The sequence below is a fragment of the Luxibacter massiliensis genome (assembly GCF_900604355.1).
In the GTDB taxonomy this organism is placed as follows: Bacteria; Bacillota; Clostridia; order Lachnospirales; family Lachnospiraceae; genus Luxibacter; species Luxibacter massiliensis.
In genome coordinates this window covers 3,723,490-3,748,803 of sequence record NZ_UWOE01000001.1, presented here as the reverse complement: position 1 = coordinate 3,748,803, position 25,314 = coordinate 3,723,490, and the positions used below count along the sequence as shown (strand labels likewise).

Annotated in this window: 32 protein-coding genes and 1 pseudogene; 28 read left to right on the top strand and 5 right to left on the bottom strand. The window is 43.8% G+C overall.

The window, feature by feature from the left end:
• Nucleotide 1 precedes the first annotated feature (1 nt).
• From EFA47_RS17615 to EFA47_RS17595, 5 genes are all read left to right on the top strand, one after another.
• A complete protein-coding gene (locus tag EFA47_RS17615) occupies nucleotides 2-736 on the top strand; it encodes a LytR/AlgR family response regulator transcription factor (RefSeq protein WP_087200804.1) in 735 nt (244 codons plus the stop codon).
• Between the two features lie 199 nt (nucleotides 737-935).
• Complete coding sequence (locus tag EFA47_RS17610; RefSeq protein WP_087200806.1) at nucleotides 936-1,670, top strand: MerR family transcriptional regulator; 735 nt, start codon at nucleotides 936-938, stop codon at nucleotides 1,668-1,670.
• Nucleotides 1,663-1,866, top strand: coding sequence for a PLDc N-terminal domain-containing protein (locus EFA47_RS17605; RefSeq protein ID WP_087200808.1), 204 nt, complete (start codon nucleotides 1,663-1,665; stop codon nucleotides 1,864-1,866). The genes EFA47_RS17610 and EFA47_RS17605 overlap by 8 nt, the downstream gene beginning before the upstream one ends.
• Before the next feature lies 1 nt (nucleotide 1,867).
• On the top strand, nucleotides 1,868-2,764 hold the full coding sequence (locus EFA47_RS17600) for an ABC transporter ATP-binding protein (RefSeq protein ID WP_087200809.1): 897 nt from the start codon (nucleotides 1,868-1,870) through the stop codon (nucleotides 2,762-2,764).
• On the top strand, nucleotides 2,761-3,531 hold the full coding sequence (locus EFA47_RS17595) for an ABC transporter permease (protein ID WP_087200812.1): 771 nt from the start codon (nucleotides 2,761-2,763) through the stop codon (nucleotides 3,529-3,531). Before EFA47_RS17600 ends, EFA47_RS17595 begins: the two co-directional genes overlap by 4 nt.
• Nucleotides 3,532-3,572: 41 nt before the next feature.
• On the opposite strand, the gene EFA47_RS17590 is transcribed toward EFA47_RS17595, so the two are convergent.
• From EFA47_RS17590 to EFA47_RS17580, 3 genes are all read right to left on the bottom strand, one after another.
• Nucleotides 3,573-4,022 (bottom strand): hypothetical protein, encoded by a 450-nt coding sequence (locus tag EFA47_RS17590; protein WP_164690049.1) that lies wholly within the window; start codon nucleotides 4,020-4,022, stop codon nucleotides 3,573-3,575.
• Between the two features lie 49 nt (nucleotides 4,023-4,071).
• Nucleotides 4,072-4,263, bottom strand: coding sequence for a hypothetical protein (locus tag EFA47_RS17585; protein WP_087200816.1), 192 nt, complete (start codon nucleotides 4,261-4,263; stop codon nucleotides 4,072-4,074).
• A gap of 90 nt (nucleotides 4,264-4,353) precedes the next feature.
• Entirely contained in the window at nucleotides 4,354-4,854 is a 501-nt protein-coding gene (locus EFA47_RS17580; protein ID WP_087200818.1) for a hypothetical protein, read from the bottom strand.
• 165 nt (nucleotides 4,855-5,019) lie between these two features.
• Between EFA47_RS17580 and EFA47_RS17575 the strand changes: the two genes are divergently transcribed.
• Both EFA47_RS17575 and EFA47_RS17570 read left to right on the top strand, forming a co-directional pair.
• The gene (locus EFA47_RS17575; protein WP_087200821.1) at nucleotides 5,020-5,952 is read left to right on the top strand and encodes a ParM/StbA family protein; all 933 of its coding nucleotides are present in this window, start codon (nucleotides 5,020-5,022) and stop codon (nucleotides 5,950-5,952) included.
• A gap of 4 nt (nucleotides 5,953-5,956) precedes the next feature.
• Entirely contained in the window at nucleotides 5,957-6,358 is a 402-nt protein-coding gene (locus EFA47_RS17570) for a hypothetical protein (RefSeq protein WP_087200823.1), read from the top strand.
• Between the two features lie 131 nt (nucleotides 6,359-6,489).
• Here EFA47_RS17570 and EFA47_RS17565 read toward each other — a convergent pair whose 3' ends face one another.
• A complete protein-coding gene (locus EFA47_RS17565; protein WP_087200826.1) occupies nucleotides 6,490-6,834 on the bottom strand; it encodes a helix-turn-helix domain-containing protein in 345 nt (114 codons plus the stop codon).
• A gap of 410 nt (nucleotides 6,835-7,244) precedes the next feature.
• Between EFA47_RS17565 and EFA47_RS17560 the strand changes: the two genes are divergently transcribed.
• From EFA47_RS17560 to EFA47_RS17550, 3 genes and pseudogenes are all read left to right on the top strand, one after another.
• Nucleotides 7,245-7,697: a sigma-70 family RNA polymerase sigma factor gene (locus EFA47_RS17560; protein ID WP_122644335.1), complete on the top strand. Its 453-nt coding sequence runs from the start codon at nucleotides 7,245-7,247 to the stop codon at nucleotides 7,695-7,697.
• Nucleotides 7,687-7,875: a helix-turn-helix domain-containing protein gene (locus EFA47_RS17555; RefSeq protein ID WP_087200830.1), complete on the top strand. Its 189-nt coding sequence runs from the start codon at nucleotides 7,687-7,689 to the stop codon at nucleotides 7,873-7,875. Before EFA47_RS17560 ends, EFA47_RS17555 begins: the two co-directional genes overlap by 11 nt.
• A gap of 68 nt (nucleotides 7,876-7,943) precedes the next feature.
• A pseudogene (locus EFA47_RS17550) lies at nucleotides 7,944-8,093 on the top strand (TnpV protein); the annotation flags it as partial.
• Nucleotides 8,094-8,154: 61 nt separating this feature from the next.
• Here the strand turns inward: EFA47_RS17550 and EFA47_RS17545 are convergent.
• Nucleotides 8,155-9,153 carry a helix-turn-helix domain-containing protein gene (locus EFA47_RS17545; RefSeq protein WP_087200834.1) on the bottom strand — a complete coding sequence of 333 codons (999 nt, stop codon included), beginning with the start codon at nucleotides 9,151-9,153 and terminating at the stop codon, nucleotides 8,155-8,157.
• Between the two features lie 182 nt (nucleotides 9,154-9,335).
• Here EFA47_RS17545 and EFA47_RS17540 point away from each other — a divergent pair, with 182 nt between their 5' ends.
• From EFA47_RS17540 to EFA47_RS20285, 18 genes are all read left to right on the top strand, one after another.
• Nucleotides 9,336-11,138 (top strand): ABC transporter ATP-binding protein, encoded by a 1,803-nt coding sequence (locus EFA47_RS17540; RefSeq protein WP_087200835.1) that lies wholly within the window; start codon nucleotides 9,336-9,338, stop codon nucleotides 11,136-11,138.
• A complete protein-coding gene (locus tag EFA47_RS17535) occupies nucleotides 11,122-12,885 on the top strand; it encodes an ABC transporter ATP-binding protein (RefSeq protein ID WP_087200838.1) in 1,764 nt (587 codons plus the stop codon). Before EFA47_RS17540 ends, EFA47_RS17535 begins: the two co-directional genes overlap by 17 nt.
• A gap of 5 nt (nucleotides 12,886-12,890) precedes the next feature.
• Nucleotides 12,891-13,481, top strand: coding sequence for an MptD family putative ECF transporter S component (locus EFA47_RS17530; RefSeq protein WP_087200840.1), 591 nt, complete (start codon nucleotides 12,891-12,893; stop codon nucleotides 13,479-13,481).
• Nucleotides 13,481-14,230 (top strand): energy-coupling factor transporter transmembrane component T, encoded by a 750-nt coding sequence (locus tag EFA47_RS17525; RefSeq protein ID WP_087200843.1) that lies wholly within the window; start codon nucleotides 13,481-13,483, stop codon nucleotides 14,228-14,230. The genes EFA47_RS17530 and EFA47_RS17525 overlap by 1 nt, the downstream gene beginning before the upstream one ends.
• Entirely contained in the window at nucleotides 14,227-15,708 is a 1,482-nt protein-coding gene (locus EFA47_RS17520) for an ABC transporter ATP-binding protein (protein ID WP_087200846.1), read from the top strand. The genes EFA47_RS17525 and EFA47_RS17520 overlap by 4 nt, the downstream gene beginning before the upstream one ends.
• 3 nt (nucleotides 15,709-15,711) lie before the next feature.
• Nucleotides 15,712-16,101: a metal-dependent transcriptional regulator gene (locus EFA47_RS17515; protein ID WP_087200848.1), complete on the top strand. Its 390-nt coding sequence runs from the start codon at nucleotides 15,712-15,714 to the stop codon at nucleotides 16,099-16,101.
• Nucleotides 16,091-16,504 carry a winged helix-turn-helix domain-containing protein gene (locus EFA47_RS17510; RefSeq protein WP_087200850.1) on the top strand — a complete coding sequence of 138 codons (414 nt, stop codon included), beginning with the start codon at nucleotides 16,091-16,093 and terminating at the stop codon, nucleotides 16,502-16,504. Before EFA47_RS17515 ends, EFA47_RS17510 begins: the two co-directional genes overlap by 11 nt.
• 240 nt (nucleotides 16,505-16,744) lie before the next feature.
• Nucleotides 16,745-17,446 (top strand): lantibiotic protection ABC transporter ATP-binding protein, encoded by a 702-nt coding sequence (locus tag EFA47_RS17505; RefSeq protein WP_122644334.1) that lies wholly within the window; start codon nucleotides 16,745-16,747, stop codon nucleotides 17,444-17,446.
• Between the two features lie 3 nt (nucleotides 17,447-17,449).
• On the top strand, nucleotides 17,450-18,175 hold the full coding sequence (locus EFA47_RS17500) for a lantibiotic immunity ABC transporter MutE/EpiE family permease subunit (protein WP_122644333.1): 726 nt from the start codon (nucleotides 17,450-17,452) through the stop codon (nucleotides 18,173-18,175).
• Nucleotides 18,176-18,904, top strand: a complete 729-nt coding sequence (locus tag EFA47_RS17495; protein ID WP_122644332.1) for a lantibiotic immunity ABC transporter MutG family permease subunit — start codon at nucleotides 18,176-18,178, stop codon at nucleotides 18,902-18,904.
• On the top strand, nucleotides 18,897-19,715 hold the full coding sequence (locus EFA47_RS17490) for a NisI/SpaI family lantibiotic immunity lipoprotein (protein ID WP_122644331.1): 819 nt from the start codon (nucleotides 18,897-18,899) through the stop codon (nucleotides 19,713-19,715). Before EFA47_RS17495 ends, EFA47_RS17490 begins: the two co-directional genes overlap by 8 nt.
• Nucleotides 19,716-19,773: 58 nt before the next feature.
• Nucleotides 19,774-20,433, top strand: coding sequence for a response regulator transcription factor (locus tag EFA47_RS17485; RefSeq protein ID WP_122644330.1), 660 nt, complete (start codon nucleotides 19,774-19,776; stop codon nucleotides 20,431-20,433).
• Nucleotides 20,424-21,794 (top strand): sensor histidine kinase, encoded by a 1,371-nt coding sequence (locus EFA47_RS17480; protein ID WP_122644329.1) that lies wholly within the window; start codon nucleotides 20,424-20,426, stop codon nucleotides 21,792-21,794. The genes EFA47_RS17485 and EFA47_RS17480 overlap by 10 nt, the downstream gene beginning before the upstream one ends.
• A 156-nt stretch (nucleotides 21,795-21,950) precedes the next feature.
• The gene (locus EFA47_RS17470) at nucleotides 21,951-22,364 is read left to right on the top strand and encodes a winged helix-turn-helix domain-containing protein (RefSeq protein ID WP_122644328.1); all 414 of its coding nucleotides are present in this window, start codon (nucleotides 21,951-21,953) and stop codon (nucleotides 22,362-22,364) included.
• Nucleotides 22,365-23,046: 682 nt separating this feature from the next.
• A complete protein-coding gene (locus tag EFA47_RS17465) occupies nucleotides 23,047-23,430 on the top strand; it encodes a GntR family transcriptional regulator (RefSeq protein WP_122644327.1) in 384 nt (127 codons plus the stop codon).
• Nucleotides 23,423-24,283, top strand: coding sequence for an ABC transporter ATP-binding protein (locus tag EFA47_RS17460; protein ID WP_122644326.1), 861 nt, complete (start codon nucleotides 23,423-23,425; stop codon nucleotides 24,281-24,283). The genes EFA47_RS17465 and EFA47_RS17460 overlap by 8 nt, the downstream gene beginning before the upstream one ends.
• Nucleotides 24,276-24,923, top strand: coding sequence for an ABC-2 transporter permease (locus EFA47_RS17455; protein WP_122644325.1), 648 nt, complete (start codon nucleotides 24,276-24,278; stop codon nucleotides 24,921-24,923). The genes EFA47_RS17460 and EFA47_RS17455 overlap by 8 nt, the downstream gene beginning before the upstream one ends.
• 10 nt (nucleotides 24,924-24,933) lie before the next feature.
• Nucleotides 24,934-25,056 (top strand): hypothetical protein, encoded by a 123-nt coding sequence (locus tag EFA47_RS20285; protein ID WP_268888473.1) that lies wholly within the window; start codon nucleotides 24,934-24,936, stop codon nucleotides 25,054-25,056.
• The last annotated feature ends 258 nt before the right edge of the window (nucleotides 25,057-25,314 follow it).

The window sequence follows — 25,314 nt, the reverse complement described above, 5'->3', positions numbered from 1 at the left end:
TATGCTGGATATCTATATTTGTGAAGATAACAAGAAACAGCTCAGTCTGTTTACCGGGTATATCAGGGATGCGCTCCTCATTGAGAACTTAGATATGCAGATCGTGCTGGCGTCCTCTGATCCGGATGAGATCCTGGAAGGGATGAAGGCTTCCAGCAATATGGGCGTATTCTTTCTTGACATTGATCTGAAGTCCAGGATCAATGGGCTGACCCTTGCGCAGGAGATCAGAAAACTGCAGCCCCGGTGCTTCATCATATTCATCACATCCCATTCAGAAATGGGATTTCTGACCTTCCAGTACAAGGTAGAGCCCCTGGATTTCATCATAAAAAGCAGTACCGAGGATATTAAGCGGAAGATCCACGACTGCCTGCTGAACGTGCAGGAGAAAGAGACCTCCCCGGCAAACAGCCAGATGGGGAAATTCCTCCTCCGGCAGTCGGATCGTACTATTTTCATCGGCTATGATGAGATCCTCTTTTTTGAAACTTCCGATAACATCCACAAGATCACCCTCCATGCCCGACAACGTCTCCTGGAGTTTCCCGGGCAGCTTGGCGATATCGAAAAGGAGCTGGACCAGCGGTTTTACAGATGCCACCGCTCCTACCTTGTAAATACAGATAATATCGCAGAGATTGATTACGGGCAACTTATGATCCGGATGAAAAACGGGGAGATATGCCCTGTGGCAACACGTAAAAAGCGAGGGCTGAAAAACAGGATGTCTTAGATTGGGACGTTTAGGGGAAAACTGCAGTCCGGGAGAATGGTAAATACAGCGCAGGCGCCGGGAAACCGACGCCTGTCTTTGTCAGAGGAAAGTATAAATTTGAATCATATTTTGAAATAATCAAAAATCCCCCTGCGTCATGTATTGCTTGTGACGCTGCGTAATGAAGTAAAGTAGAGGGCGAAAGGAGGTAAATGCTATGTCAAAATACACGACTGGAGAAATTGCAAAGCTCTGTGGCGTTTCCGTCAGGACAGTGCAGTATTACGACACCCGTGGTATTCTTGCACCCAGTGAACTCACAGAGGGCGGCAGACGGCTTTATTCAGAGGATGACTTAAAGAGACTGAAGATTATCTGCTTCCTTCGTGACGCGGATATTTCCATCAACAGCATAGGAGAATTGCTGTCTGAGGAGCATCCCGGCAGTGTTATTTCCGTTTTGCTTGAACAGCAGGAGCAGCTCCTTCAGGAAGAAGTACGCAAACGGCAGGCAAAACTTGATATGCTCGCTGAGATTAAGCGAGAGCTGAAGGGCGTAGAAAATTTCTCCATCGAATCTATCGGTGATATAGCTTATGTGATGGAAAACAAAAAGAAGATGAGACGGCTGCACGCAATCCTGCTGATCACAGGTCTTCCCCTTAACATCATGCAGTGGCTCTCTATCCTTCTCTGGATTTTCACAGGAATATGGTGGCCTTTTGTGCTTTGGGTACTGATAGCTGTTTCATATGCAATTTGGGTCACGAAATTCTATTTCAAAAGAGTTGCGTATATCTGTCCGCAGTGCCATGAGGTCTTTAAACCTCAATTAAAAGAGGCTGTTTTTGCAAGACATACTCCCACGCTCAGAAAACTGACATGTACCTGTTGTGGATATAAGGGCTTTTGCGTGGAAACCTATGGAGAGGAGGCAAAAAAGAATGAATAATTTTATAGATTTTCTTCCGTTTTTAATCCCGCTGGCAATCGCTCAGCTTGCCCTGTTGGGCTATACGCTTTATCACATCCTGACACATAAAAATTATAAAAGAGGCAATCGTACTTTGTGGCTTATTATTGCAATGATCGGCATGGAGTTTATCGGCCCGATCCTGTACTTCCTGCTTGGCAAGGAGGAGGACTGACATGGATGTACTGACGATACAAAACCTGAAAAAGAACTTTGGCAGCAAGGAAGTGCTCTGCGGGCTTGATCTGTCTGTCCCAGAACACAGCATTTTTGGTTTTATCGGAAAAAACGGCGCAGGAAAAACAACGACAATGAAAGCTATCCTGGGGCTTCTGAAAGCGGACAGCGGGGAAATTCATGTGATGGGTGAAAAGGTGCGTTTTGGACAGACCAACACCAATAGGCACATTGGCTATCTGCCCGATGTGCCAGAATTTTATTCTTATATGACGCCCCATGAGTATCTGACTCTCTGCGGAGAAGTATGCGGAATGAGTAAGGCGGACATTGCGACGAGGAGTAATGAACTGTTGGAGTTGGTCGGTCTTGAACAGGAGCGCCACCGTATCAAAGGATTTTCAAGAGGAATGAAACAACGACTGGGAATTGCACAGGCACTTTTGAACCGTCCAAAACTTTTAATCTGCGATGAGCCTACATCCGCGCTTGATCCGGCAGGCCGCAAGGAAATTCTGGATATCCTTCTTGCAGCAAAAGAACAGACTACGGTATTTTTCTCCACGCATATTCTTTCAGATGTGGAGCGTATCTGCACAGAGGCAGCTTTTTTGAACGATGGGAAGATTGCTATGCAGGGAACCATTTCAGAACTGCGAAATAAGCGGTCATCTAACGGATTTATCATTGAAATGGAGAAGAAAGAAGTCACGGATACGCTTACAGAAGCCTTTCGTGAACTACAACGCACAGAGGAAAATGTGCTTGTTTATCAGGGAGATGAGGGCCATTTTTTCGATATTATGAAATATATCTCTGAAAATAAGGTTCCCATACTAAAAATTGAACGGATAGAGCCGACGCTTGAATCGTTGTTTTTGGAGGTGACAAAATGAAATCTCTGTTTTCTTTTATGAAAAAGGAATATCTGGAAGCTGCAAGGACGGGCAGAATCATGATTATGATATTACTGTTTGTTCTGTTCGGTATCATGAGCCCTGCCGTTGCAAAGCTGACGCCGTGGATGATGGAAACGCTGTCTGAGTCCATGGCAGAAAGCGGGTTCATTGTCACGGATGTTCAAGTAGACGCCCTGACCTCATGGACACAGTTTTTTAAGAACATTCCTATTGCACTGATTGCTTTTGTATTGATCTTCAGCGATCTATTTACGAAAGAATATAAATCCGGAACCTTGCTGCTCATACTGACGAAAGGCTTGTCAAGATATAAGGTTGTGCTTGCAAAGGCAGTGCTCCTGCTGTCGCTGTGGACAGTTGGCTATGGAATTTGTTTCGCCATTACTTATGGATACAATGCTTACTTTTGGGATAACCGCATTATGGATCACTTAGTTTTCTCGGTGACTATATGGTGGCTGTTTGGTATATGGGTTATATGCCTGATGGTTCTTTTTTCATCGCTGCTGCAAAATAACGCAGGTGTTATTCTGTGCGTTGGCGGAACAGTGCTTCTGGCATATTTATTGAGTATCATACCAAAAGTAAAGGCGTATTCCCCCATTGTATTGATGAATACCAGTTCAATTTTGACGGGTGCGGGAGAAACAGACGCATATATAAAAGCGATTGTTATTACCGCTTTCTTATGTATCGTATGCGTTGCTGTAAGTATTCCGGTTGTAAATAAGAGACAGCTTTAAGTATGCCGCCGCATGGGTAACCATAGCGGCGGTTTTTCTACCTATCGGCTGCCTCTGTCAGGATTTCTTTTCCTGTTTCGGATATAGGCAATTACAGGAAATAAAATATAACAGAAGGCAATGGCTGCTGTGCCAATAATAACAATTTCTGTTAATGGATAGAAATAGTAAGTCACTAATGTTATGTTGATTATGGACCAAGTTGATACTAATCCAGTTGAAAAAGCGCCAGACATCTCTATACTTAACGAATTTTGTCCAGGACGCTTTTTTGAAAAGCTGCTATGCGTAAACATAGATAAAAAAGCCAATAACAGCATAGCCCATAAAACCCATTGCCCGGAAGAATTATTCGGAACTCCTGCATCATTCCAATGTATAATCAGAACACCATGAATGGTAAATGTTCCGATCAAACAAAAAACCATTGCCAACAGAAACATGATTATTGAGATATTTCTCCATAATTTTATTGGTGATAATCTAAACATTCAAAGCACTCCATTCCAGGCAATGATATAATCATCAATTAGGATTTGTCTATTTTTTCAAATTTTCTATAAGCCCGGAGACAGCGGATATAAGCCAACCCAAGCCAATAATAATTAACGCAATTTTCCACCCGATACCATTATCAAAAACAAAGATAAATGTATATAGAGCAAATAAACTAACAGGAATGGCAATTCCATATAACACCAAATGTAACTTCCTCTTTTTTTCTTTATCCATTTATTCTTACCTCATTGACTTCTAATTCGACAACTTAGGATTTGTTGCTATGTTCAACTTCCTGAGAAACTATAATTCAGTAACATCTAATTATAGTTTTAAATCATATTCTTTTGGGCTTTGAACACTTATAGTCACAAATCTTAATTGCTCTTTTCTATCATAAGCATTTTTTAATATCATATATCCATTGACTATGCTAACAGAATATCTTTTTATAATGCTCTTTAAATTGTTGTATATTTTTTTGCTACTTTCATTTTCATACCAAATTGTAGATACCGTTGTAGGTAAAATAATATTCTCAGCATATAATCCACCCAAATCAATAACAATACTTGTTTCATGATTTACATGCTTATAATTATCAAGCCGTACTGTTTCATCGCCTTTTATAACAAAATACTGATTTCCTATATGACTTCCACTAAGAGAAAAACCAAAGTTATCTGTTTTAGTAATGTCTGTTATTTTATTGCTATCGCTTTTGCCGCACCGATAATAGTTTACTATATTGTTTTTTTGAAATTCATTAAATATATTGTCTAAGTCTTTTTTCGTTCCAAATACTCGAAAGCTTCTTGAAATCATTTTATCACCCTTACAACTCCCAATCTGTTGTTGTCCTTATTCTACCAAAGATCTACCTCGAATACTATCTTAAATAAAAATCTCAAGAATTTTCCCCTCCGGAGTTGCTCCCTACATATCTCTTACGTATGGGATAAGTAGAAAACAATATAAGGAGTGACGCATATGATAAAAAAACTGACCATTCCCGTGGATCACGGGAACCGGAACATGAAGACCACCCATTTTCTTTTTACCACAGGGCTTTCTGCCACAGACCGCAAGCCGGCAGGCCGGGAGGATTTCCTTCAGACTGACGGGAAATATTATGTTTTGAGTGACAAGCGGATCCCGTATCAGAGGGACAAGACGCAGGATGAGCGTTTTTCCATCCTGACGAGGTTTGCTATTGCAAAGGAACTGGAGCGGACCGGGCAGGTAGCGGAGGAAGATGTGGTGCAGGTATCTCTGCCTATCGGTGTGCCGCCTAAACATTACGCAGAGCTGGCAGACCGATATCGGGAATACTTTCTGGGAGACGGGAAGGTGCAGGAACTGGTATACAACGGCAGGACCTATCACACCTGTATCCGGGATGTAGCCGTATATCCCCAGGCGTATGCTGCCATGATGACTGAGGGGGAGAAAATCCGGCAGATCCCCAAGGCGGTGGGGATTGACATTGGCGGATTTACATCGGATTTTCTGCTGATGCGGAGTGGAAGCCCATGTCTGGACTATTGCGATTCCATGGAAAAGGGTGTCATCACCATGTATAACGATATCATTTCCAGTGTCAACGGGGATCACGATATGCTCCTGGAGGAAACAGACATTGACAGTATCCTGGAAGGCAAGACGGAATATTATCCGGATATGGTGGTACATACGGTAGAAGAAATGGCCCGGAATTTTGTGACCGACTTGCTCAGCAGTGTCCGGGAGCGGGGCATTGATACGAAATCTACCTATACTATATTTATTGGAGGCGGAGCTATTTTGCTGCGGCGGTTCCTGGAAAGTTCCAGCCGTCTGATCAAGTATCAGTTTATTGATAATATTTTTGCAAATGCGAAAGGGTACGGCATCCTGTACCGCAGTTCTTTAGCAGGGAAGTGATGATGTGGGAAAGAAAAATCCATATGTATTTACGATAGGGTTTGACAAGAAAAATCCGGAGCATTTGGAAGTCGTAGAGATCCTGAACGGGACGGAGAAAAAGGCGGCCCTGATTGCGGAAGCCGTTCTGCAGTATATGGGGAAGAAGTCTGGTGAAGATACTGGAGTCTCCCAGGAAAACATCCAGGCGATGGTGCGTCTTCTGGTACGGCAGGAAATGCAGCGAATCACTGCCCAGACTCCTGCTTCAGACGCTGGAACTTCAACGAGCCAGCAGAGGCAACCGGAGGCAGATAAGCAGTCTACAGAGGCCGTGATTGAGGATCTGAACGAAGAAGGCCCTCCGATTGATGAAAGAACGATGCAGGATATTGCGGATGCCATGGCAGCATTTAGAAATATGTGATACAGGTCTTTGGGGAGAACTCGCATGGGTTCTCCCTCTTTTTCACCGTTTTTTCAGAATTTCCATAGAAAATCCATAGAACTTTTATAAAGATTTCCGAGAAGTGTATCTTACAATGGCAGAAGAGGTGGTTATGTGGGGTTCTCTGTCCGGGTATGTAGTCCTTTCAAGAGGCCTCGCAGCGTTTGCAGCACAATTACCTGCTCTTCTTCTGAGCAAGACTCCAATTCTATCAAGATCTGCTGCATCGTCGTACTGCCGCTATTGTTCTTACGGTCTTTGATCACCGCATCAATAGAAATGTTCAGATAGGACGCCAGGGAGCAGAGACTGTCAAAACGAGGGTTCGCCTTATAAGTTTCAATATCTGAAATAGTACGAAGGGATACGTGGGACCGTTCAGCGAGCGTATTCTGCGATAATTCCAAATTCATTCTGGCTTCTCTTACAGCATCCCCCAATCGTTGTCTATACATCCAATCACCTCATTTCCTGCATATATTTTACCGCAGACAAGCGGTATATGAAATGCGCTATCGTGCGTGTTGATAGGCGATATAACGCATACATAGAGGGGGAATCTACGGAAGATAAGGTGTGAACAGCCGGATGGATCAGACGCTATCTGAAACAATTTCAAAAAAATCCTGCTTCTTTTTGCAGGTGAAGAAACTCTTTTACACGCAGTATATGTGTTGGTTCTGACCACATATACTGCGTGTTCTCATGTAAAGTTAAATCCGCCGGATAGGATCGGGCTGCCGTTGGCAGCTTTCGGTCTTATTTTTTTGCCGTGGGAACGGAACGAAAGACTGCCAGGGTGCCGCTCGCCGCCGGCCTTCTGAATTTCTTTGGAACTACAGATGAAATTCAGGAGGAATCACATATGAATGAAAAACATACCTATTCAGGAGATCGGACAAAGAACCATTTTACGGCATACTTACTGGAGTTTATCAAAGGGCGCAGGAGCAGTTACCTGGACAAAAAAATCCGGACAGAGAAGGACTCCTTCTTGATGGAGGAAATTGCGGAGATTGAAGAACGGATCACATTTGAAGAAATGAGGGAGAACCAGGAGCGGGAAGAGATTCTGCTCAAAGAGGCTGCAGGTGAGTTCCCGGAGTGGAACGAACTCTCGGATGAAAAACTTGTGAAATCGCTGCTGATGCTCAATGAGAAAGAACGGGAGCTGATCTATCTTCACGTATTTGAGGAGCGCTCATTTAAAAAGATTGGCGAGATGACCGGGATGACAGCAGAGCGCTGCAAGGATGCGTACTTCTATGCAATCCGTAAAATACGCAAAAGATTGGGGGATAAAAAGAATGAGCTTTGATGAATTATTATACCGGGCAAAAGCTGGGGACATGGAAGCAAGAGCAGAAATTTTTGCAATGTACAGGCCGCTGTTGATTAAGTATTCATTGGTGAACAGAAGATTTGATGAAGATCTGTATCAGGAGCTGGCAGTGGAGCTGATGAAGTGCATCCGGTATTTCCGGGATGTGGAGTAATTAAGAAGGGACCGGGCGGTGTAAGCTGCCCGGTATTAGATAGGTACGCTATTACAGATTATGTTACAAAGATGGACGCCATGTTGCCCCGCATGATGGAGGCGGCGGGAGTTACCGAGGAATTGAAAGCCCGCGACCCTATGCAGTGGGTGGGGCTGATGAATACGCTGAAAGCACAGGTGGAGGAAATTATAGAAAATGAATTGATATATATTTAGCATAGGCAAAAGGCCGAAACACAAGCATAAGTGTTTGCTTGTATTTCGGTCTTTCATTTTGTCAATCCCACCCGTTGGTCTTGTTGCGATATTCGGATGGCGAAAATCCTGTTTCTTTTCTAAACCAATCTGAAAAACTGCCTTGATTTTTGAACCCTATGGAATGGGCAATTTCATAAATACTAATCCCTGGATGTTCCAGTTGTTTTTGCGCCTTCTCTAAACGCATTTTTTGAATATAATCAGGGATGCTTTCGCTATAAACCAAACGAAAGAGATAAGAGAGTTTGTTTTTATTGGTATAAAAAATCTTACCTAACGTTTCAAGTGTAAGGTGCTGATCGCAATGGTTTTGCAAAAAGGCTGCTAAACGATGTATCATGGCAATCGTATCTTCATCTAATGCTAATGTATCAGGAAATACCTTTTGCTGTTCTTGCTGTATCTGTATCAACGAAAGTAATTCCAGTACCTTGCTCTCAAAATAAAGTCCGCCGTATTTAGCCGATGGGTTGACGCGACAGATTTGAGCGAACAGATATTCAAGCTCCGGCATCGTTACCATACCAGCCAATCCTTCGACAGAGTGAACAAGCTCCTGATGGTCTACTGAAAAACATTTCGGGAGAAAGGAGCGAAAATATCCCGGCAGCATCGTTACAGATACACAGCGCATTGTACCGCCCTCGGATATTCCAGCACGAAACCTTGAGGCGTTGTTGATATAACCGACCAGATGATTTTCTGTCCGTACACACCGGGCAGAATAAGAGGCCACAGTGTTCCCTTGAAAATGTGGTACTAATGGCGGCGCATAATTGCCTACTGCAAGGAAAGAAGGGTGTTCGTAATTTAATTCTACTTCTTTCTTAAAAGTCAAATCAGCGATTGTAACCGCACACAAATTACGAATTGGTTGCACCCAATAATATCCCTCCCCCACATCCGGCGTGGGACGATAAGTGATGCCACTGCCTTTAATCTGATTGTTACCAGAAACAGGGCGTAAAGATATTTGCCTGAATTGAGGTTCAAATATCTGCTCTATGATATTTTCCAAAAGTAATGCCCCCTTTTTCGGCTTCTGGCACGAACCTTTCGGCTGTCAGCACAAAGGCCGTTAACCATATTGACCAAAGTATAAAATGACGCTAATGTAGAGATGTGTTAGTGATGTCTAACCGATAGAATAACACAAATAAAGAGAAAATGCAAATCGCATTTGGAAAGGGGTGTCCATCTATGGCACAAAAAAAGCAGGCAAGTGGAATATCACGCCTGATGCAATTTGCAGGAACCAAGAAATACTTAGTTTTTCTTTCCTGCGTGTTATCTGCAATCAGTACGGTTCTTTCGCTTTGCCCGTTCATTTGGCTTTGGTTTGTAGCAAAAGAAATATTTACCGCTCTTCCTGATCTCAGTCAAGTTTCTATTTCTGCTCTGATGCAATATGCGTGGCTTGCTGTGGCGTTTGCTGCGGGTGGTTTTTTGCTCTACTACATTGCGCTGCTTTGTTCCCATCTGGCGGCTTTTAGCGTTGCAAAAAACATGAAAATGACCGTTTTACAGCACCTGACGACATTGCCTCTTGGATTTTTTGGCAGTCAGGGCAGCGGCAAGATCCGCAAAGTGATTGATGAAAACTCTGACTCCACAGAAGCATTTATCGCTCATCAGTTACCAGATTTAGTGGGAGCTTTTATTACGCCTTTTACTATTTTGGCGTTTTTATTTATTTTTGATTGGCGGCTGGGTCTGCTTAGTTTAATTCCTCTGGCTTTGGGGTTTGTCGTGCAGGGCGCTGTCATGGGAACTACCGCTCCAAAATACATCAAACAAGTGCAGGATGCAGGGGAAACAATGAACCGCGAAGCTGTCGAGTATGTGCGGGGCATCCCTGTTGTAAAAGTATTTCAGCAGACTATTTATTCTTTCAAAAGTTTTTACCGTTCTATTCTGAACTACAAAGAAAACATTACAGCCTTTGCTCTTGTCTGTGAATGGCCTATGAGTATTTTTTACGCGTTAATCAATGCGTCATTTTTACTTTTAATTCCCTTTGGTCTGCTATTCCTTTCCGGGGCCGCAGATTACCGGGGGTTTGTGATCGACTGGCTGTTTTATATTCTGTTCACGCCAGCCTGTGCAGGAATGATTAACAAGATCATGTATGTGTCCTCTTATAAAATCGCGGCAGAAGAAGCCGTCAAGAGAATTGATTCCCTTTTAGGTGAAAAGCCGCTGGACAAAGCAAAACAGCCGATGGCGCCTGATGGGAATGACGTTACTTTCTCCCATGTCACGTTTACTTATCCGGGGGCACATACACCAGCGTTAAATGATTTGTCATTTGAACTCCCGTCTGGAAAGACCTATGCGCTTGTAGGAGTATCCGGCTCTGGAAAAACAACGGCGGCCAGCCTTATTCCACGTTTTTACGATGTGGATGAAGGCAGTATTAAAATAGGCGGTGTAGATGTTCGGGATATTTCTGAAGAACGTCTTTCGGAACAGATTGCATTTGTACTCCAAACAACACGACTGTTTAAGACCAGCATTTTAGAAAATGTCCGTATGGCCCGTTCCACCGCGACAGAGGCCGAAGTCTTGGCAGCACTCCATCAGGCACAATGCGATGATATAGTTCAGAAATTTCCGCAAGGTATTCATACAACCATCGGAACAGAGGGAGTCTATCTTTCTGGAGGCGAAGTGCAGCGGCTTGCTTTGGCAAGGGCTGTTTTGAAAAATGCACCGATCATCATTTTAGACGAGGCAACTTCCTTTGCGGATGCCGAGAATGAGTACCAAATACAAAAGGCATTTGAGTATTTGATGAACGGCAAAACGGTTCTGATGATTGCCCATAGACTGACTACGGTTCAAAATGCGGATTGTATTCTTGTTATGGATGATGGAAAAATCGTTGAAATGGGAACACACGAAAAATTGCTGAAGTTGGATGGTGTGTATGCAAAGATGTGGCGGGAGTATCAAAAGTCCGTTACATGGAATTTGGGAAAGGAGGTTGTGGCTCATGCTTAAACGATTGTTTGCTCTTAGCGATAAAGGAGCGGCAGACTTAAAAAAGGGCGGTGCTGCCTCCGCGTTTTCAAGTCTTAGTCTGTTTGTGCCGATGGCACTGTGTCTTATGCTTTTGCAAGAAATTTGTAAGCCCCTTTTAGGCGAAAAGGCCGATAGTCCTAACATTTGGCTCTATACCGTTCTTGCAGTAGTCAGCGTTGTTGTCATTTTCATTGCGAATTTTATTGAATATCGCTGTACCTATATTGCAGCTTATGAAGAGAGCGCGACACGGCGTATTACTTTGGCAGAAAAACTCCGCAAACTCCCGCTGTCTTATTTTGGAGAACATGACCTTGCAGAGATGACTACTTCCATGATGAGTGACTGCAATGAGTTGGAACGGACTTTTTCTGGTGCCATACCAAAGATGATTGGTTCTGTTATCAGTATTATTCTCATTATGATTGGTTTGTTTGCTATGGACTGGCGCATGGCGCTGGCGTTGTTCTGTGTTGCGCCCGTGGCCTTACTGCTGATTGTCGGCAGCAAAAAGATACAAGATAAAATGGGAACCAGAAGGATGGAGGCGAGGCTTGCTGCTGCCGATGGTATTCAGGAGTTTTTGGACAACATTGCTGACCTTAAAACCTGTAATCAAACAGAAAAGTATTTGACAGATCTTGAAACAAAATTACAGGATGTGGTCAATGCATCGGTCAAAGTAGAGCTTACTTCCGGCACGTTGCTGACCTCTGCTCAAATGCTTTTGAGACTCGGCCTTCCTTTGGTTATTTTAGTGGGAACTACTTTGCTAATCGGTGGCGGTATAGATTTTTTTACCTATTTACTATTTTTGCTGGCAGCATCAAGGGTATATGAACCACTAAGCGGCGTTATGATGCAGTTGTCTGAAATCTTCAACGCCAATCTGCAGATCAAGCGTATGAAAGAAATGGAAAGTCAGCCGGAGCTGTCTGGAACAGATAGCTGTGCGAATAAAGGATATGACATTACCTTTGACCATGTTTCCTTTTCCTATCAGGACGGAGAAACTGTTCTGAAAAACGTGAGCTTTACAGCAAAGCAGGGAGAAGTAACAGCCTTAGTCGGCCCATCTGGAAGTGGTAAAAGTACCGCCGTAAAGCTGGCAGCCCGCTTTTGGGATGCAACGGGTGGAGAAATCCGACTTGGCGGCATCAATATCAGGACAGTTGAACCGGAAACGCTGCTTTCCAATTACTCGATTGTTTTTCAGGATGTAGTTTTGTTCAGCGATACAATCATGGAGAATATCCGTATTGGCCGAATAAACGCCACGGATGAAGAAGTCATTGCGGTTGCAAAGGCTGCCTGCTGTGACGAGTTTATATCTCGTTTCCCACAAGGGTATCAGACGATGATTGGAGAAAACGGTTCTACCCTGTCCGGCGGTGAGCGTCAGCGTATTTCCATTGCAAGGGCGTTGTTAAAGGATGCTCCTGTTATTCTGCTCGACGAGGCCACAGCATCCCTTGATGTGGAGAATGAAACCTCTGTGCAAAACGCAATCACCCGGCTAACGAAAGGAAAGACGGTTCTTGTTATTGCACATCGTATGCGTACTGTTGCTGGTGCAGATAAAGTTGTTGTTCTGGAACAGGGAAAAGTTGTTCAGCAAGGTGCGCCTTCCAAACTCATAGAGGAAGATGGATTATATCGCCATCTTGTAGAATTACAGCAGCATAGTCAAACATGGACAATAAACACAAAAAATCAGGAGGATTGATTACTATGAATACGAAAACGGCTCGGATTGGAGCAAAAGACCTTGTTACAGTTGGCATTTATTCAGCCATTTATCTTGTCATTACCTGTGCGCTGGCTTTTTTAAGCCTGATTCCAATTATGTATCCGCTAATGACGATTATCTGCCCGATTGTCGGAGGCATCCCCTTTATGCTCTTTCTGACGAAAACAAAAAAATTTGGCATGATTACCATTATGGGCATTTTGATGGGCCTTGTCATGCTTTTGACTGGTATGGGATATTGGAGCCTTATTACAGGAGTAATTGCTGGACTTTTGGCTGACCTTGTATGGAAAGCTGGAAAATATTCCAGCGCAAAAATGAGTATCGTAACAAATGGAGTATTCAGCCTTTGGTATATTGGCAACTATATGGCGGTATTTGTAACCAGAGAAGCTTACTTTCAGCACGCAGTTGAAAGCTATGGTCAGGCATGGGCCGATACGATTCAAACTTACCTGCCAAATTGGATGGCGGTTGTGCTGTTAATCGTTTGCTTTATCAGCGGACTTGTGGGTGGTTTGATTGGAAAGAGCCTGTTGAAAAAGCATTTCAAGAAAGCAGGAATAGCATAATGTCCTGGGAATTGCTGAGTGCCTCAAAAAAAACAAAGGGAGTTACTCTCGATCCACGCACAAAACTAATTGTGTTGATTACTATTTGCTTTCTGGTTCTCGGCGGCGAGGGCGGCGGTCTTGCGTTGGTTACAAAGCCAATGCTGACCGCCATCCCCATTCTGCTGCTTTTCTGTTTTGGAAAAAAGAAAGCGGCTCTCGTTTGCGTAATCATTTATACGATCTGCTATTTTGGGGAACAGTTTGTTGTGCCTGTGACTACCGGGGCTGTAAATTTCATTTTGCTCTTTTTGTGTGGCTTTATTTCCCGTGTCTTGCCTGGACTGGCAATGGGATATTACACCGTTCGTACAACAACAGTCAGTGAGCTTGTAGCTGCCATGCAACGTATTCATTTGACAGAAAAGCTGATTATTCCTTTGTCTGTTATGTTCCGCTTTTTCCCCACGGTAGGCGAGGAATACCATGCGATTGGTGACGCTATGCGGATGCGGGGGATTCGTTTTGGCGGGAAGAAAACTGTAAAAATGCTGGAATATCGGTTTGTTCCGATGATGATTTGTTCTATTAAAATTGGTGAGGAATTGTCTGCGGCGGCTTTAACCCGCGGACTTGGAGCGCCAGTACGCCGTACTAATATCTGCAAGATTGGGTTTAAGGCATTAGACATAGTTCTCGTTGCATTTTGTGCTGTGCTTTTCATTCTGACCATCTTACGGAAATTTGGACTGCTGGGGGTGTTGGCATGATTGAATTTCAAAATGTTTCTTTTGCCTATGAAAACGGCGATCATGCCGGACAGCTTCATAACATCAATTTTACGATTCCGGACGGACAGGTTGTCCTGCTCTGCGGTGAGTCAGGTTGTGGGAAAACCACATTGACCAGGCTGTTAAACGGACTTATACCAAACTATTATGAGGGACGGCTTGAAGGGCGTGTTTTTATTGATGGGAAAAGTATTGTAGAAAAACCGTTGTACGAAATTGCTTCTCTGACAGGCTCGGTATTTCAAAATCCACGGAGTCAGTTTTTTGCCGTTTATACAAATTCTGAATTGGCTTTCGGATGTGAAAACTTGGGGATAGCGGAAAATGAGATTATCGCCCGGATGAAAAGAACAGTGGCGGAGCTGCATATTGAAACGTTGATGGACAGAAGTATCTTTGCGCTTTCAGGAGGAGAAAAGCAAAAAATAGCTTGTGCGTCGGCAGCCATGATGGAGCCGGAGATTTTTGTATTAGATGAACCATCTTCCAATCTGGATATAAAATCTATTCGTGAACTTGCAGAAGTTATTACACTTTGGAAAAATCAAGGCAAAACTATTTTAATTGCTGAACACAGACTAAGTTATTTAATGGATTTGGCAGACCGCGTTCTTTACATGAAAGACGGACAGATTGAGAATGACTTCTCAATGGCCGATTTCCGAAAAATCCCCCCGGATGAAATATCGCGTATGGGACTTCGTTCTCTTTACCCGGTGACATTCCACAATCATCACACTTTTACAGCAAAGAACAAAGACGAAATCATTTTATCCGATTTCCGATTTGCGTATGCTGAGAGCTTAGTGTTAAAAGTTGAACATCTTGTAATTCCACAAGGCAGCATTGTGGGGGTTATAGGCAATAATGGCGCAGGAAAAACAACTTTCGCCCGTTGCTTATGTGGTTTGGAAAAAAAGGCATCCGGGGCAATTACGATAAAGGGGAAAACTTACTTACGAAAAAAACGTCTCAATCAATGTTATATGGTGATGCAAAATCCAAGCCATCAACTTTTTACAGAAGATGTGTTGGATGAAGTTCTTTTGAGTATGGATGGAGACGAAGAAGAAAATCGGCCAATAGCAGAGAAAATTTTATCTGATCTAAATTTGACGCCATTTACTGAACGGCATCCTATGTCTTTGTCTGGTGGTCAGCAACAACGAGTGGCAGTAGCCAGCGCTGTGGCATCTGGCCGGGAAATCATGATTTTTGATGAACCGACCAGCGGATTAGACTTTCGCCACATGGAGGAAGTCGCAAAGGTGCTTGGAAAATTGCAAAAAGCGGGAAAAACATTGTTCATTATTACGCATGACCCGGAATTGATAGAAAGATGCTGTGATTACTTCATTTTCATTGAAAATGGAGAAGTGAGTTGGCATGGCGGCTGGAATTTGCAAAATAAACAGCAGTTAGAATTATTCTTCGGGCCACAAAGGAAAAGGAGATGAAAGATGAAACTTCATGAATCCGGAGAAGATTATCTGGAAGCGATCTTTGTTCTACAGCAGAAAAAAGGAATGGTTCGATCTGTTGATGTGTCTCAGCATCTGGGTGTGAAAAAGCCCAGTGTGTGTAATGCTGTGTCAATTTTGGAGCAAGGCGGCTTCCTAGTTAAAGATAAAGACCATTTTCTTCACTTAACTGAAAAAGGCCGTAAGACGGCTGAGACAATCTATGAACGGCACTGCTATTTTAAAAGCTGGCTGATTGAGGCAGGTGTGGAGGATGACACAGCGGAACAGGAAGCCTGCAGGATCGAGCATGACATCAGTGAGCAGAGCTTCCAGAAACTGAAGAGATGGAAGGAGCTGGAACATTCTGAAGAAACAAATGGTGATTGAATTTCCAGAGGAACGGCTGCCGGAGATCTGCAGCTTCAAGAGAAAGCTCCAGGCTCTGGAAGGTGTGAAAATCTACATGGAGCCGCAACAGATCCGATATCCGGGATTTTTCCTGGATATGCTCCAGCGTAAGGTTATGGTGGAGGAAAAAGAGGTGCTGTTGACTGCCAGAGAATTTGATGTCCTCGCAGTCATGGCCCGGCATCCGGGACGTGTGTATACCTATGCGCAGATCTGTCGTATGATCTATGGAGAAACGGATATAGGGGAAGAAATGTACAGCAGTGCCTACTGTCTGATTAGTAGCCTGCGGAAGAAGCTGGAGAAAGATACACGGCATCCCCGGTATCTCCATACCGTATATGGTGTCGGGTATCGGTTTGAGGACGTATTAGAAAAGTAAATTTATGATGAGATTAACAAGAGGGTGTTGCGTAAAAGCAGCATCCTTTATTTTATATGCGACATAGTTTTAGTACCAGGAACTGGAAGTGGAACTGATGAGGTATATCCGGTATTTCCTGGATATGGAGTGATTAAGAAGGAACTGTGTGGCGTAAGATATTCACTTTTGAAATCTTTATGAAATCTTCAAAATTATCCTGTATCCTATCTTTGAAATCGAGAGAAAGGATAAAAGGATATGGATTTGATCTTGAAAACAACTGACCTCTGCAAAAACTTCAAAGGGCAGATGGCTGTAAATAATGTATCGCTGAACATTCAGAGAAATTCCGTGTATGGCCTTCTGGGGCCAAATGGGGCGGGCAAGTCTACCACGCTAAAAATGATTACAGGTATTTTGCGGCCCACTTCCGGCAGTATCGAGTTTGACGGTCATCCGTGGCAGCGTGGCGATTTGACACAGATCGGTGCATTGATTGAAACGCCGCCCTTATATGAAAACCTGACCGCATACGAAAATCTGAAAGTGCGGACAACGATGCTGGGGCTGCCGGATAATCGGATTGATGAAGTCCTGCACATTGTCCGTCTGACCGATACAGGGAAGAAGCGGGCCGGACAATTTTCCCTCGGTATGAAGCAGCGGCTTGGCATTGCCATCGCCTTGCTGAATAACCCGCAACTTTTAATTCTTGACGAGCCGACCAATGGTCTTGACCCGGTAGGTATCGAAGAATTACGGGAGTTGATCCGTTCTTTCCCGGAAAAAGGGATTACAGTGATTTTGTCCAGCCACATTTTATCGGAAGTCCAGCAGATTGCCGACCATGTGGGTATTATTGCCGGTGGTGTGTTGGGATATGAGAATGAGCTTCGCAACGGCGAAAATCTGGAACAGCTATTTATGGATGTGGTAAAACGCCACCGAATGGAGGTGTAAGGAATGAATTACTTGAAAGCAGAACACCTGAAATTCAAACGGACAATTTCAAATAAGCTACTGTTTATTGCACCATTTTTGACGGCCCTCTTTGCATGGATCATCGGCGGTTTTTATGGCTTCCAGTATATGACCTTTTACTGGTGGTATGCGTTTCTTCTTCCCGGAACTATTGCTATCCTGTGTTCACTTGCCCATCAGAAAGAAGAACGGGCCGGAAAGTATTATTCTGTATTATCTGCGCCTATCAACCTGAAACGGTTTGAATATGCAAAAGCATTGCTCATGATCGAGAAACTACTTGTGGCTGCGGTATTCTTGGCCGTTTTTGTCGCAGTAAGCAATTTGATCTCCCCGGCTCTGGCTGTGTATTCTGCGGGACGAAACTTTGCCGGAAGTATTGCCTTGATAATTGCCTCAATCTGGCAAATCCCTCTTTGCCTGCTTTTGGCCCGGAAAACTGGCTTGTTTCTCCCGATTGCAGCCAACTCTCTGCTGGGTATTCTCATGCCTATCCTGCTTGGAAATACAGCTCTTGCATGGGTATGTCCCTATTGCTGGGCTGCGAAAACAGCGGAGTTGCTTATGGGAATAGAAAGCAACGGAACCTTTGCAGGTGTCGATCCTTTTTCATGGAGCGTTTTGCTGCCGCTGGTATTCTCCGTGATACTGTATGTCCTGCTCACTCTTTGGGATGCGGCCAATTTTTCAAAGAAAGAAGGGATGTAAATGGGAATGATTGCTCTGGTTCGTGCCGATTTTCTGAAACAGAGGCACACATCCTATTGGGGTATTCATACAGTGATCCCTATAGCTGGGGCCATCCTGTTTGTATTTTACTTCCTGCTTTATCAGAATGTCGATGAATTGAAAAAATTACGTTTGCTTCTGGAACTGACGGCAATGGTATTTCCACTTTTGATAAGCGTTATTGTCGGTCTGAATATCACGCAGGAAGAAAGGACCTCGCATTTTCAAAGTCTGCTGGCGGTGCCAGATCGCCGGAAAATACTGCTGGCAAAGTTTGCTGCCCTGTATCTGTCAGGCATCTTTTCCTTGGCGCTGCTTTTTGTACTATTTGCGATTGGGGCAGGAATGAACCGAACAGGGACTATCCCGTGGGGGATGTTGATACAATCCGTGCTGGGGCTGGCAATGGGCAGCTTCGTAATATATGCGCTACACCTGCTCCTTAGTCTGAAATTTGGATTGGGCATTTCCCTGTTTTGGGGCGTGTTTGAATGTCTGCAATGTATCTTATACAGCAACATTGAATTGCATGGCCTGTGGCGGTACATTCCTTTTTCGTGGTCTGTAAATTGGGTGCATGACGTTTTGAACGACAGGCTGATTGCCAATGCTGCACAGTGGCTTTTGATTGCCATATTATCTGTTGGCATTTTGCTTGCAATTCTCTATTGGTTTTCTCGTTGGGAGGGACGAAAGAATAATGAATAAAACAATGAAATTATTCCGGGTGATGTTTCTCATGGTATGCCTCTGCTGTGTCCTGCCTGGCTGCTCTGTCCTGCAAAACGGGATCAGAGAATATTCTAGCGACAAGGAGCAATGCCACTTAGTCAGTGAAGATGTGACGCAGTTTACCTATAAAGGAGAGGCATACACTATTTTGGATAACACCGTTTCCAATGATGGACTTGGAGAATGGCTTGGGTACATCCGACAGCTTGCAGCGGTGGACGAGGACGGAACTGTTTTGCTTCAGGAAACGATTGAAACCGCCTCTTTTGAAACCTTGTCCGATCTGGCAGATAAAGCCCCGGACGCCAAATACATCATCCCGTTTTTAAATGTGTATGCAGCCCCCAATAATGCCTCTCACCTGATTGTGGATGTCAATGGCGGCTACCATGAAGCGGTGCCGAGCGACCAGCTTACAGCAGAGGATGTAATTTTTGATTTCAAAGTTGCCGCTGAAAATACAAGCAGCAGTTATGAAGTTAATCCACAAAACGCAACACAACTGACTTATGGAGATCGTATTTATCAGGTAACAGAGGAAACCGTGCCGACAGAACAGCTTGGGGCGTATCTGGATATTTTGAACAAAACCGTAACTTTTGACATGGACAGCAAGCGCCCTCTATCAAAGGAAGAACTGAACAGAATTGATTGGGCCGGTACTTCTGCCGGGCAGCAACGGGAACGCTGGTTCTATATGGATGTGTATGAGATCTCCGACACCAATCCGGCGGACGCTGTTGCCGTAAAAGTAAATAATCAGTACCATATTGCAAGGGTACAGTAAATTCCCTTTGCTTGTGATATAATGGTAAATACAGATTTCAACGAAAGGAAGAGAGGGAATGGCTACTATTCTTGCGGTAGATGATGAACAGTCCATTTTGGACCTGATAAAAAACGGACTGCAAAAGGACGGACACTTGGTTACGGGTTATACATCTGCGGAGTTGGTGCCGCTGGATAAGCTGAACCGCTATGATTTAATTATACTGGATATTATGATGCCTGGAACCGATGGCTTTTCGTTCTGCGAAAAAATCCGGGATATGGTTGACTGTCCGATCTTGTTTCTTACAGCTAAAACGATGGAAAATGACATTACCTTTGGTCTGGGGCTTGGCGCTGACGACTATCTGACGAAGCCTTTCCGCATCCCGGAGCTGCGGGCCAGAGTAAATGCCCATATACGCCGGGAACAAAGGGAACGCCATAGCAGCCTGAACTTCGACCGCATCAAAATAGACCTGTCGGCTAAAACGGTACAGGTAGACGGAGAAACTGTGCCCCTTACTAAAAGCGAGTATATGATCTGTGAATTTCTTGCCCGCAATAAAGGGCAAGTGTTTACACGGGAACAGATTTATGAGGCTGTTTTCAGTTTGGACGGAGAAAGTGATAATTCCACGATTGCCACCCATATTAAGAACATCCGGGCGAAACTGAACCATTACGATATTCAGCCAATCACAACAGCATGGGGGATTGGGTACAAATGGGAATGAAGAAACCGTCATCACTTAAAACAGCTTTTTGGCGTTTCTTATTTATGCTGCTTGGTGGATTGTTTGGTGCGGTTGCTGTTCCTTTTCTACTTGTGACTGTCAGCACAACGTTAGGGCTTACTACTTATGGGGACTATTCAGAAATCCGTGCAAACGAACTTGCGCCAATCCTTGCGGCTACGCCAGATTTATCCGATGTGCAGATACCGATGGGGATTGAATATGCGCTGCTGGATAAAAACTATCAGCTTATTGAAACCACCTTAGATGAAACCGAGTTGGAACAGGCCATGCGGTATGCAACCACAGGTGCCAGCGACCAAAACCTACAGAAAAGATACCTGCTTATCACCCGAGAAAATGAGTATGTTGTCCTGCAATATTATATTGGCGCTCAATATACTAATGAGTGGATGAATGAGCATCTGCCGTCCCCGGATATACTACTGATTGTATTGATCGCAGCGGGTGGAATTTTTGTCTGTCTGCTCCTGACAACCAGATTTGCCAAAAAGCTACGATTGCAGCTTGTCCCGCTGTTTGAAGCCACTTCGGAGGTGGCAAAGCAGAACCTTGATTTCGAGGTGGGGCATTCAAATATCAAAGAATTTGAAGATGTGCTGATTTCTTTTTCTCACATGAAAGAAAGTCTGAAAGCCTCTTTAGAACAACAGTGGAAAGCCGAACAGATGCAGAAAGAACAGATTGCCGCACTTGCCCACGATTTGAAAACACCCCTGACAGTTATTCAGGGAAATGCCGACCTTATCAGCGAAACAGAGTTGGATGAGGAACAGCGTTTATATACAGAATATATCAGCAGTAGTTCCGAACAGATGCAGTTATATATTCGGACGTTGATTGATATTTCACGGGCAACTACCGGCTATCAGCTCCACATGGAGGATATTGACCTGCCTGCCTATGTGGAACAATTACGGGGGCAGGTTGCCGCTCTGTGCCAGACGAAAAAAATTGGATTGCAGATAGAAATTGAAAGCTTGCCTGCTGTTCTGTCTGCGGATAAGCTACTGATGGAACGGGCGATTATGAATGTGGTAAATAATGCGCTGGATTATTCCCCGCAGGGTAGCCATATTTCAATCTTAATAGCGGGTGATAAAAGAAGTCTGAAAATTTCGGTAACAGATGCAGGACCCGGTTTTTCGCAGGAAGATTTGCTGCACGCCGAAGAACAGTTTTACATGGCGGACCGCAGCCGTAGTTCTAACCTGCATTTTGGAATGGGCCTGTTTATCACAAAGTCTATTGTTCGACAGCATGGTGGACAACTGATTTTGAGCAATTCCGAAAAAACCGGCGGCGCACAAGTTACAATCTTAATTTTTAACATAAGGTAAATGGCATATTTTCTTTACTTATACGTTTGGCACGGGAGAACAATAAGAAAAATACTACTGCTTCAAGGGAAGCCTGCAGGATCGAGCATGACATCAGTGAGCAGAGCTTCCAGAAACTGAAGAGATGGAAGGAGCTGGGACACTCTGAAGAGACAAATGGTAATTGAATTTCCAGAGGAACGGCTGCCGGAGATCAGCTGTATCAAGAGAAAGCTTCAGACTCTGGAGGGTGTGAAGATCTACATGGAACCGCAGCAGATCCGATATCCGGGATTTTTCCTGGATACGCTCCAGCGTAAGGTCATGGTGGAGGAAAAGGAGGTATTGCTGACTGCCAGGGAATTTGATGTCCTCGCAGTCATGGCCAGACATCCGGGACGTGTGTATACCTATGCTCAGATCTGTCGTATGATCTATGGAGAAACGGATGTAGGGGAAGAAATGTACAGCAGCGCCTACTGTCTGATCAGCAGCCTGCGTAAGAAGCTGGAGAAGGATCCACGGCACCCTCGGTATCTTGATACCGTATATGGTGTCGGGTATCGGTTTGAGGACGTATTAGAAAAGTAAATCATAATGAGATTAGCAAGAGGGTGTTGCGTAGAAGCAGCATCCTTTATTTTATATACGACATAGTTTTAGTACCAGGAACTGGAAGCGGAACTGATAAGGTGTATCCGGTATTTACGGGATGTGGAGTAATTGGGAAGGTATCGAGCAGCGTAAGGAGCCCGGTCTTCGATAAGGATACTATTACGGATTATGTGGTAGAGATATGATAATAAGGTAATACTTTGTATCGCCACACAAGAAGCTCGCAGGTCTTGATAAGCTGAATTACGACCGGGAGACTGAGAATTGTCCTTTATGTTAATGTTGGTGAGATACTGTCACTTAATACCTACCATTTTCGCCAGCGCCTTACTCGCCAGACGCCGGGCTTTCCGCGCAGCTTTTATATCCGCATCGAAGGTTTCAAAGCCGGGGCAAATTTCTGCTTTCTCCATATAACATCAGCACTCACATTGTATAGTTCATATATTCCAATGGAATGATGTAATACGCGCTTTAGGTTTATATAATTTGTATATTGCCCGCCCTAGAGAAATTAGAAGTGGGAAGAAAATCTTGCCGTGATGACGGATAATTTTGTAATTGTAAACTTTTTGATATGTATTGCCTTCTTCTGTTTTGTGTGTTATACTGTTATGCATAAAACCATAACAGTTAAAACAGGAGGGGTGAGGATGGATTGAAGCTAATTATTTCAAATGTATCAGGCGTACCTATTTACGAGCAAATTAAACAGCAGGTCAAAGCCGCTATCCTGTCAGGAGAACTAAAAGAGGAAGAAGCCTTGCCTTCTCTCCGCACTCTGGCAAAGGACTTAAAGATCAGTGTTTTGACAGTTACAAGGGCCTATACAGAACTGGAACAGGAAGGGTTTGTCAAAAATGTTCAGGGCCGCGGTTGTTTTGTACTTGGCAGCGGCTCCGAACTTATGAAGGAGCAGTTAATTTGCAAAGTGGAAAATGGCTTAACAGAAGCTATAAAAGCAGCAAAAATTGCTAACCTATCTAATGAGGAACTACATCATCTTTTAGATATTTTATTGGAGGCGAATACAGATGACTAATTATTTGGAAGTAAAAAATCTGTCAAAATCTTTCGACAGTTTTCAGCTTCACAACATTACTTTTACACTCCCCAAAGGCTATATCATGGGGCTGATCGGGCCGAACGGTTCCGGCAAAACAACTACAATTAAGCTCATTCTGAATATGCTCAAACGCAACGGCGGAGAAATCAAAATCATGGGCTTGGACAATATCGCCGATGAACAGAGGGCAAAGGCAGAGCTTGGCGTGGTGTTTGATACAAACTATTTCAGTGATGATTGGAAAGTTTCTGAGGTAGAAAAATCCATCTCTGTTTTCTATCCCAACTGGAACACGGAGCGTTTTAGTGAAATGCTACGGAAATTTCATATCGCTCCGACCAAAAAGGTCAAAGAACTTTCAAAAGGTATGCAGATGAAGTTGATGCTGGCTTGTGCGTTCTCCTATGACGCAAAGCTGCTGATTTTGGATGAACCTACCAGCGGCCTTGATCCAGTTTCCAGAGATGAATTGCTTCAGATCCTTTCGGAATACATTGAGGACGGAGAACACAGCGTTTTGTTTTCCACCCATATTACTGGCGATTTGGAACGAGCCGCTGATTATATCACATACATCAGTTATGGGGAACTTTTTTTCACCGGCAGCAAGGATGAATTTGTTGATATGTTCCGCATCGTTAAGGGTGGTATGGATGAACTTTCCGCTGATCTACAAGCGAAGGCGGTTGGTGTTCGTACTTTCCCGACTGGTTTTGAAGCTCTGGTAAAAACCGAGGATATTGGCTCATTTACTGCATTGGACATTGAACCGGCTACCATTGACGAAATCGTTGTGTTTACAAGCAAGAAAGGTGAGGATTATGAGTAATATATTGAAAGCTACAAGACTGGATTTTTCCCTTGTAAAACCGTATGTCAAAGTGATTGGGTTTACTATGCTTCTCCCCATCGCTTTTGCAGCAATCAACCGCTCTATATTGACAGGAGTTTCTTTCGCCATGTGCTTTATCGCCATGACAACCGGCTATACTTTCTCCGTTACAGAAAAAAATAGCATGGAACGCCTATATGGTATTTTGCCTGTAAAGAAAAGTGAAATGGTGATGGGACGGTATCTTTTTGTTGTTGTGCTTGGAGCTATCGCTTTGGTGGTGTCCCTTATCACACAGCCGATTGTATTACGGGCATTGGGAGAAACCGTCGAACCGTTTGACATTATCAGCGCGGCCATTGGCGGTCTGTTCTTGTTTGCGCTTTACACGGTATTTCAAATTCCCGGATATTATAAATTTGGCTCTATCAAGGGTCGGGTGTTTATGTATATTCCGGTTGCAGGATTTTTAGTGACTTTGTTTCTTCTTCCTAAACTGCCTGCTGACAACCCCATTGTCAACTCGATTGCCAGTTCACCTGTGCTGCTTCTCACTCTTGCGATTGCGCTGGTGGTTATTATGTATGCTGTGTCGATCTGGTTCTCTGTCCAGATTATGAAAAATAAAGAAATGTGAGGTGGATAGTATGGATTTCACGATTTTGGCAGTAGTGCTTCTGATTGGTGTCGGCGTTCCTGTTCGGAATAAACTCATCCGCAAATATCGGGAGGAAAAAAAGAAGCAGGATAAGGAGCGGGATACAAAGTGATAGATATAGGAAAAACCGATTTTATCCATTGCCCCATGACTAATATTTAAGCATACAAAAAAGGTTATTGATAAACGTCAAATCTCCGAAATGAACAGTTTATTAAGCTACGCAACCCAAAGTTGCGTATATTCGAGGTTGATATTGTAATTATATACGCTCTATTTTTTAGATAATTTTTGCAAAATTTGTAACTGCCAAACGGAATAAAAAAACCGTTGTTGTGGCAGTAGTTCTTTCATGCAACTAAAGTATCGG

What these genes read in the sequence shown, in the direction of transcription:
- EFA47_RS17580 (WP_087200818.1), bottom strand. Translation starts at nt 4,854, where the DNA reads ATGATTTCAAGAAGCTTTCGAGTATTTGGAACGAAAAAAGACTTAGAC.
- EFA47_RS17490 (WP_122644331.1), top strand. Translation starts at nt 18,897, where the DNA reads ATGAATAAAACAATGAAATTATTCCGGGTGATGTTTCTCATGGTATGC.
- EFA47_RS17500 (WP_122644333.1), top strand. Translation starts at nt 17,450, where the DNA reads ATGAATTACTTGAAAGCAGAACACCTGAAATTCAAACGGACAATTTCA.
- EFA47_RS17600 (WP_087200809.1), top strand. Translation starts at nt 1,868, where the DNA reads ATGGATGTACTGACGATACAAAACCTGAAAAAGAACTTTGGCAGCAAG.
- EFA47_RS17525 (WP_087200843.1), top strand. Translation starts at nt 13,481, where the DNA reads ATGTCCTGGGAATTGCTGAGTGCCTCAAAAAAAACAAAGGGAGTTACT.
- EFA47_RS17510 (WP_087200850.1), top strand. Translation starts at nt 16,091, where the DNA reads ATGGTGATTGAATTTCCAGAGGAACGGCTGCCGGAGATCTGCAGCTTC.
- EFA47_RS17495 (WP_122644332.1), top strand. Translation starts at nt 18,176, where the DNA reads ATGGGAATGATTGCTCTGGTTCGTGCCGATTTTCTGAAACAGAGGCAC.
- EFA47_RS17530 (WP_087200840.1), top strand. Translation starts at nt 12,891, where the DNA reads ATGAATACGAAAACGGCTCGGATTGGAGCAAAAGACCTTGTTACAGTT.
- EFA47_RS17555 (WP_087200830.1), top strand. Translation starts at nt 7,687, where the DNA reads ATGAGCTTTGATGAATTATTATACCGGGCAAAAGCTGGGGACATGGAA.
- EFA47_RS17605 (WP_087200808.1), top strand. Translation starts at nt 1,663, where the DNA reads ATGAATAATTTTATAGATTTTCTTCCGTTTTTAATCCCGCTGGCAATC.
- EFA47_RS17505 (WP_122644334.1), top strand. Translation starts at nt 16,745, where the DNA reads ATGGATTTGATCTTGAAAACAACTGACCTCTGCAAAAACTTCAAAGGG.
- EFA47_RS17455 (WP_122644325.1), top strand. Translation starts at nt 24,276, where the DNA reads ATGAGTAATATATTGAAAGCTACAAGACTGGATTTTTCCCTTGTAAAA.
- EFA47_RS17540 (WP_087200835.1), top strand. Translation starts at nt 9,336, where the DNA reads ATGGCACAAAAAAAGCAGGCAAGTGGAATATCACGCCTGATGCAATTT.
- EFA47_RS17460 (WP_122644326.1), top strand. Translation starts at nt 23,423, where the DNA reads ATGACTAATTATTTGGAAGTAAAAAATCTGTCAAAATCTTTCGACAGT.
- EFA47_RS17590 (WP_164690049.1), bottom strand. Translation starts at nt 4,022, where the DNA reads ATGTTTAGATTATCACCAATAAAATTATGGAGAAATATCTCAATAATC.
- EFA47_RS17560 (WP_122644335.1), top strand. Translation starts at nt 7,245, where the DNA reads ATGAATGAAAAACATACCTATTCAGGAGATCGGACAAAGAACCATTTT.
- EFA47_RS17595 (WP_087200812.1), top strand. Translation starts at nt 2,761, where the DNA reads ATGAAATCTCTGTTTTCTTTTATGAAAAAGGAATATCTGGAAGCTGCA.
- EFA47_RS17585 (WP_087200816.1), bottom strand. Translation starts at nt 4,263, where the DNA reads ATGGATAAAGAAAAAAAGAGGAAGTTACATTTGGTGTTATATGGAATT.
- EFA47_RS17515 (WP_087200848.1), top strand. Translation starts at nt 15,712, where the DNA reads ATGAAACTTCATGAATCCGGAGAAGATTATCTGGAAGCGATCTTTGTT.
- EFA47_RS17610 (WP_087200806.1), top strand. Translation starts at nt 936, where the DNA reads ATGTCAAAATACACGACTGGAGAAATTGCAAAGCTCTGTGGCGTTTCC.
- EFA47_RS17565 (WP_087200826.1), bottom strand. Translation starts at nt 6,834, where the DNA reads ATGTATAGACAACGATTGGGGGATGCTGTAAGAGAAGCCAGAATGAAT.
- EFA47_RS17480 (WP_122644329.1), top strand. Translation starts at nt 20,424, where the DNA reads ATGGGAATGAAGAAACCGTCATCACTTAAAACAGCTTTTTGGCGTTTC.
- EFA47_RS20285 (WP_268888473.1), top strand. Translation starts at nt 24,934, where the DNA reads ATGGATTTCACGATTTTGGCAGTAGTGCTTCTGATTGGTGTCGGCGTT.
- EFA47_RS17520 (WP_087200846.1), top strand. Translation starts at nt 14,227, where the DNA reads ATGATTGAATTTCAAAATGTTTCTTTTGCCTATGAAAACGGCGATCAT.
- EFA47_RS17485 (WP_122644330.1), top strand. Translation starts at nt 19,774, where the DNA reads ATGGCTACTATTCTTGCGGTAGATGATGAACAGTCCATTTTGGACCTG.
- EFA47_RS17615 (WP_087200804.1), top strand. Translation starts at nt 2, where the DNA reads ATGCTGGATATCTATATTTGTGAAGATAACAAGAAACAGCTCAGTCTG.
- EFA47_RS17575 (WP_087200821.1), top strand. Translation starts at nt 5,020, where the DNA reads ATGATAAAAAAACTGACCATTCCCGTGGATCACGGGAACCGGAACATG.
- EFA47_RS17470 (WP_122644328.1), top strand. Translation starts at nt 21,951, where the DNA reads ATGGTAATTGAATTTCCAGAGGAACGGCTGCCGGAGATCAGCTGTATC.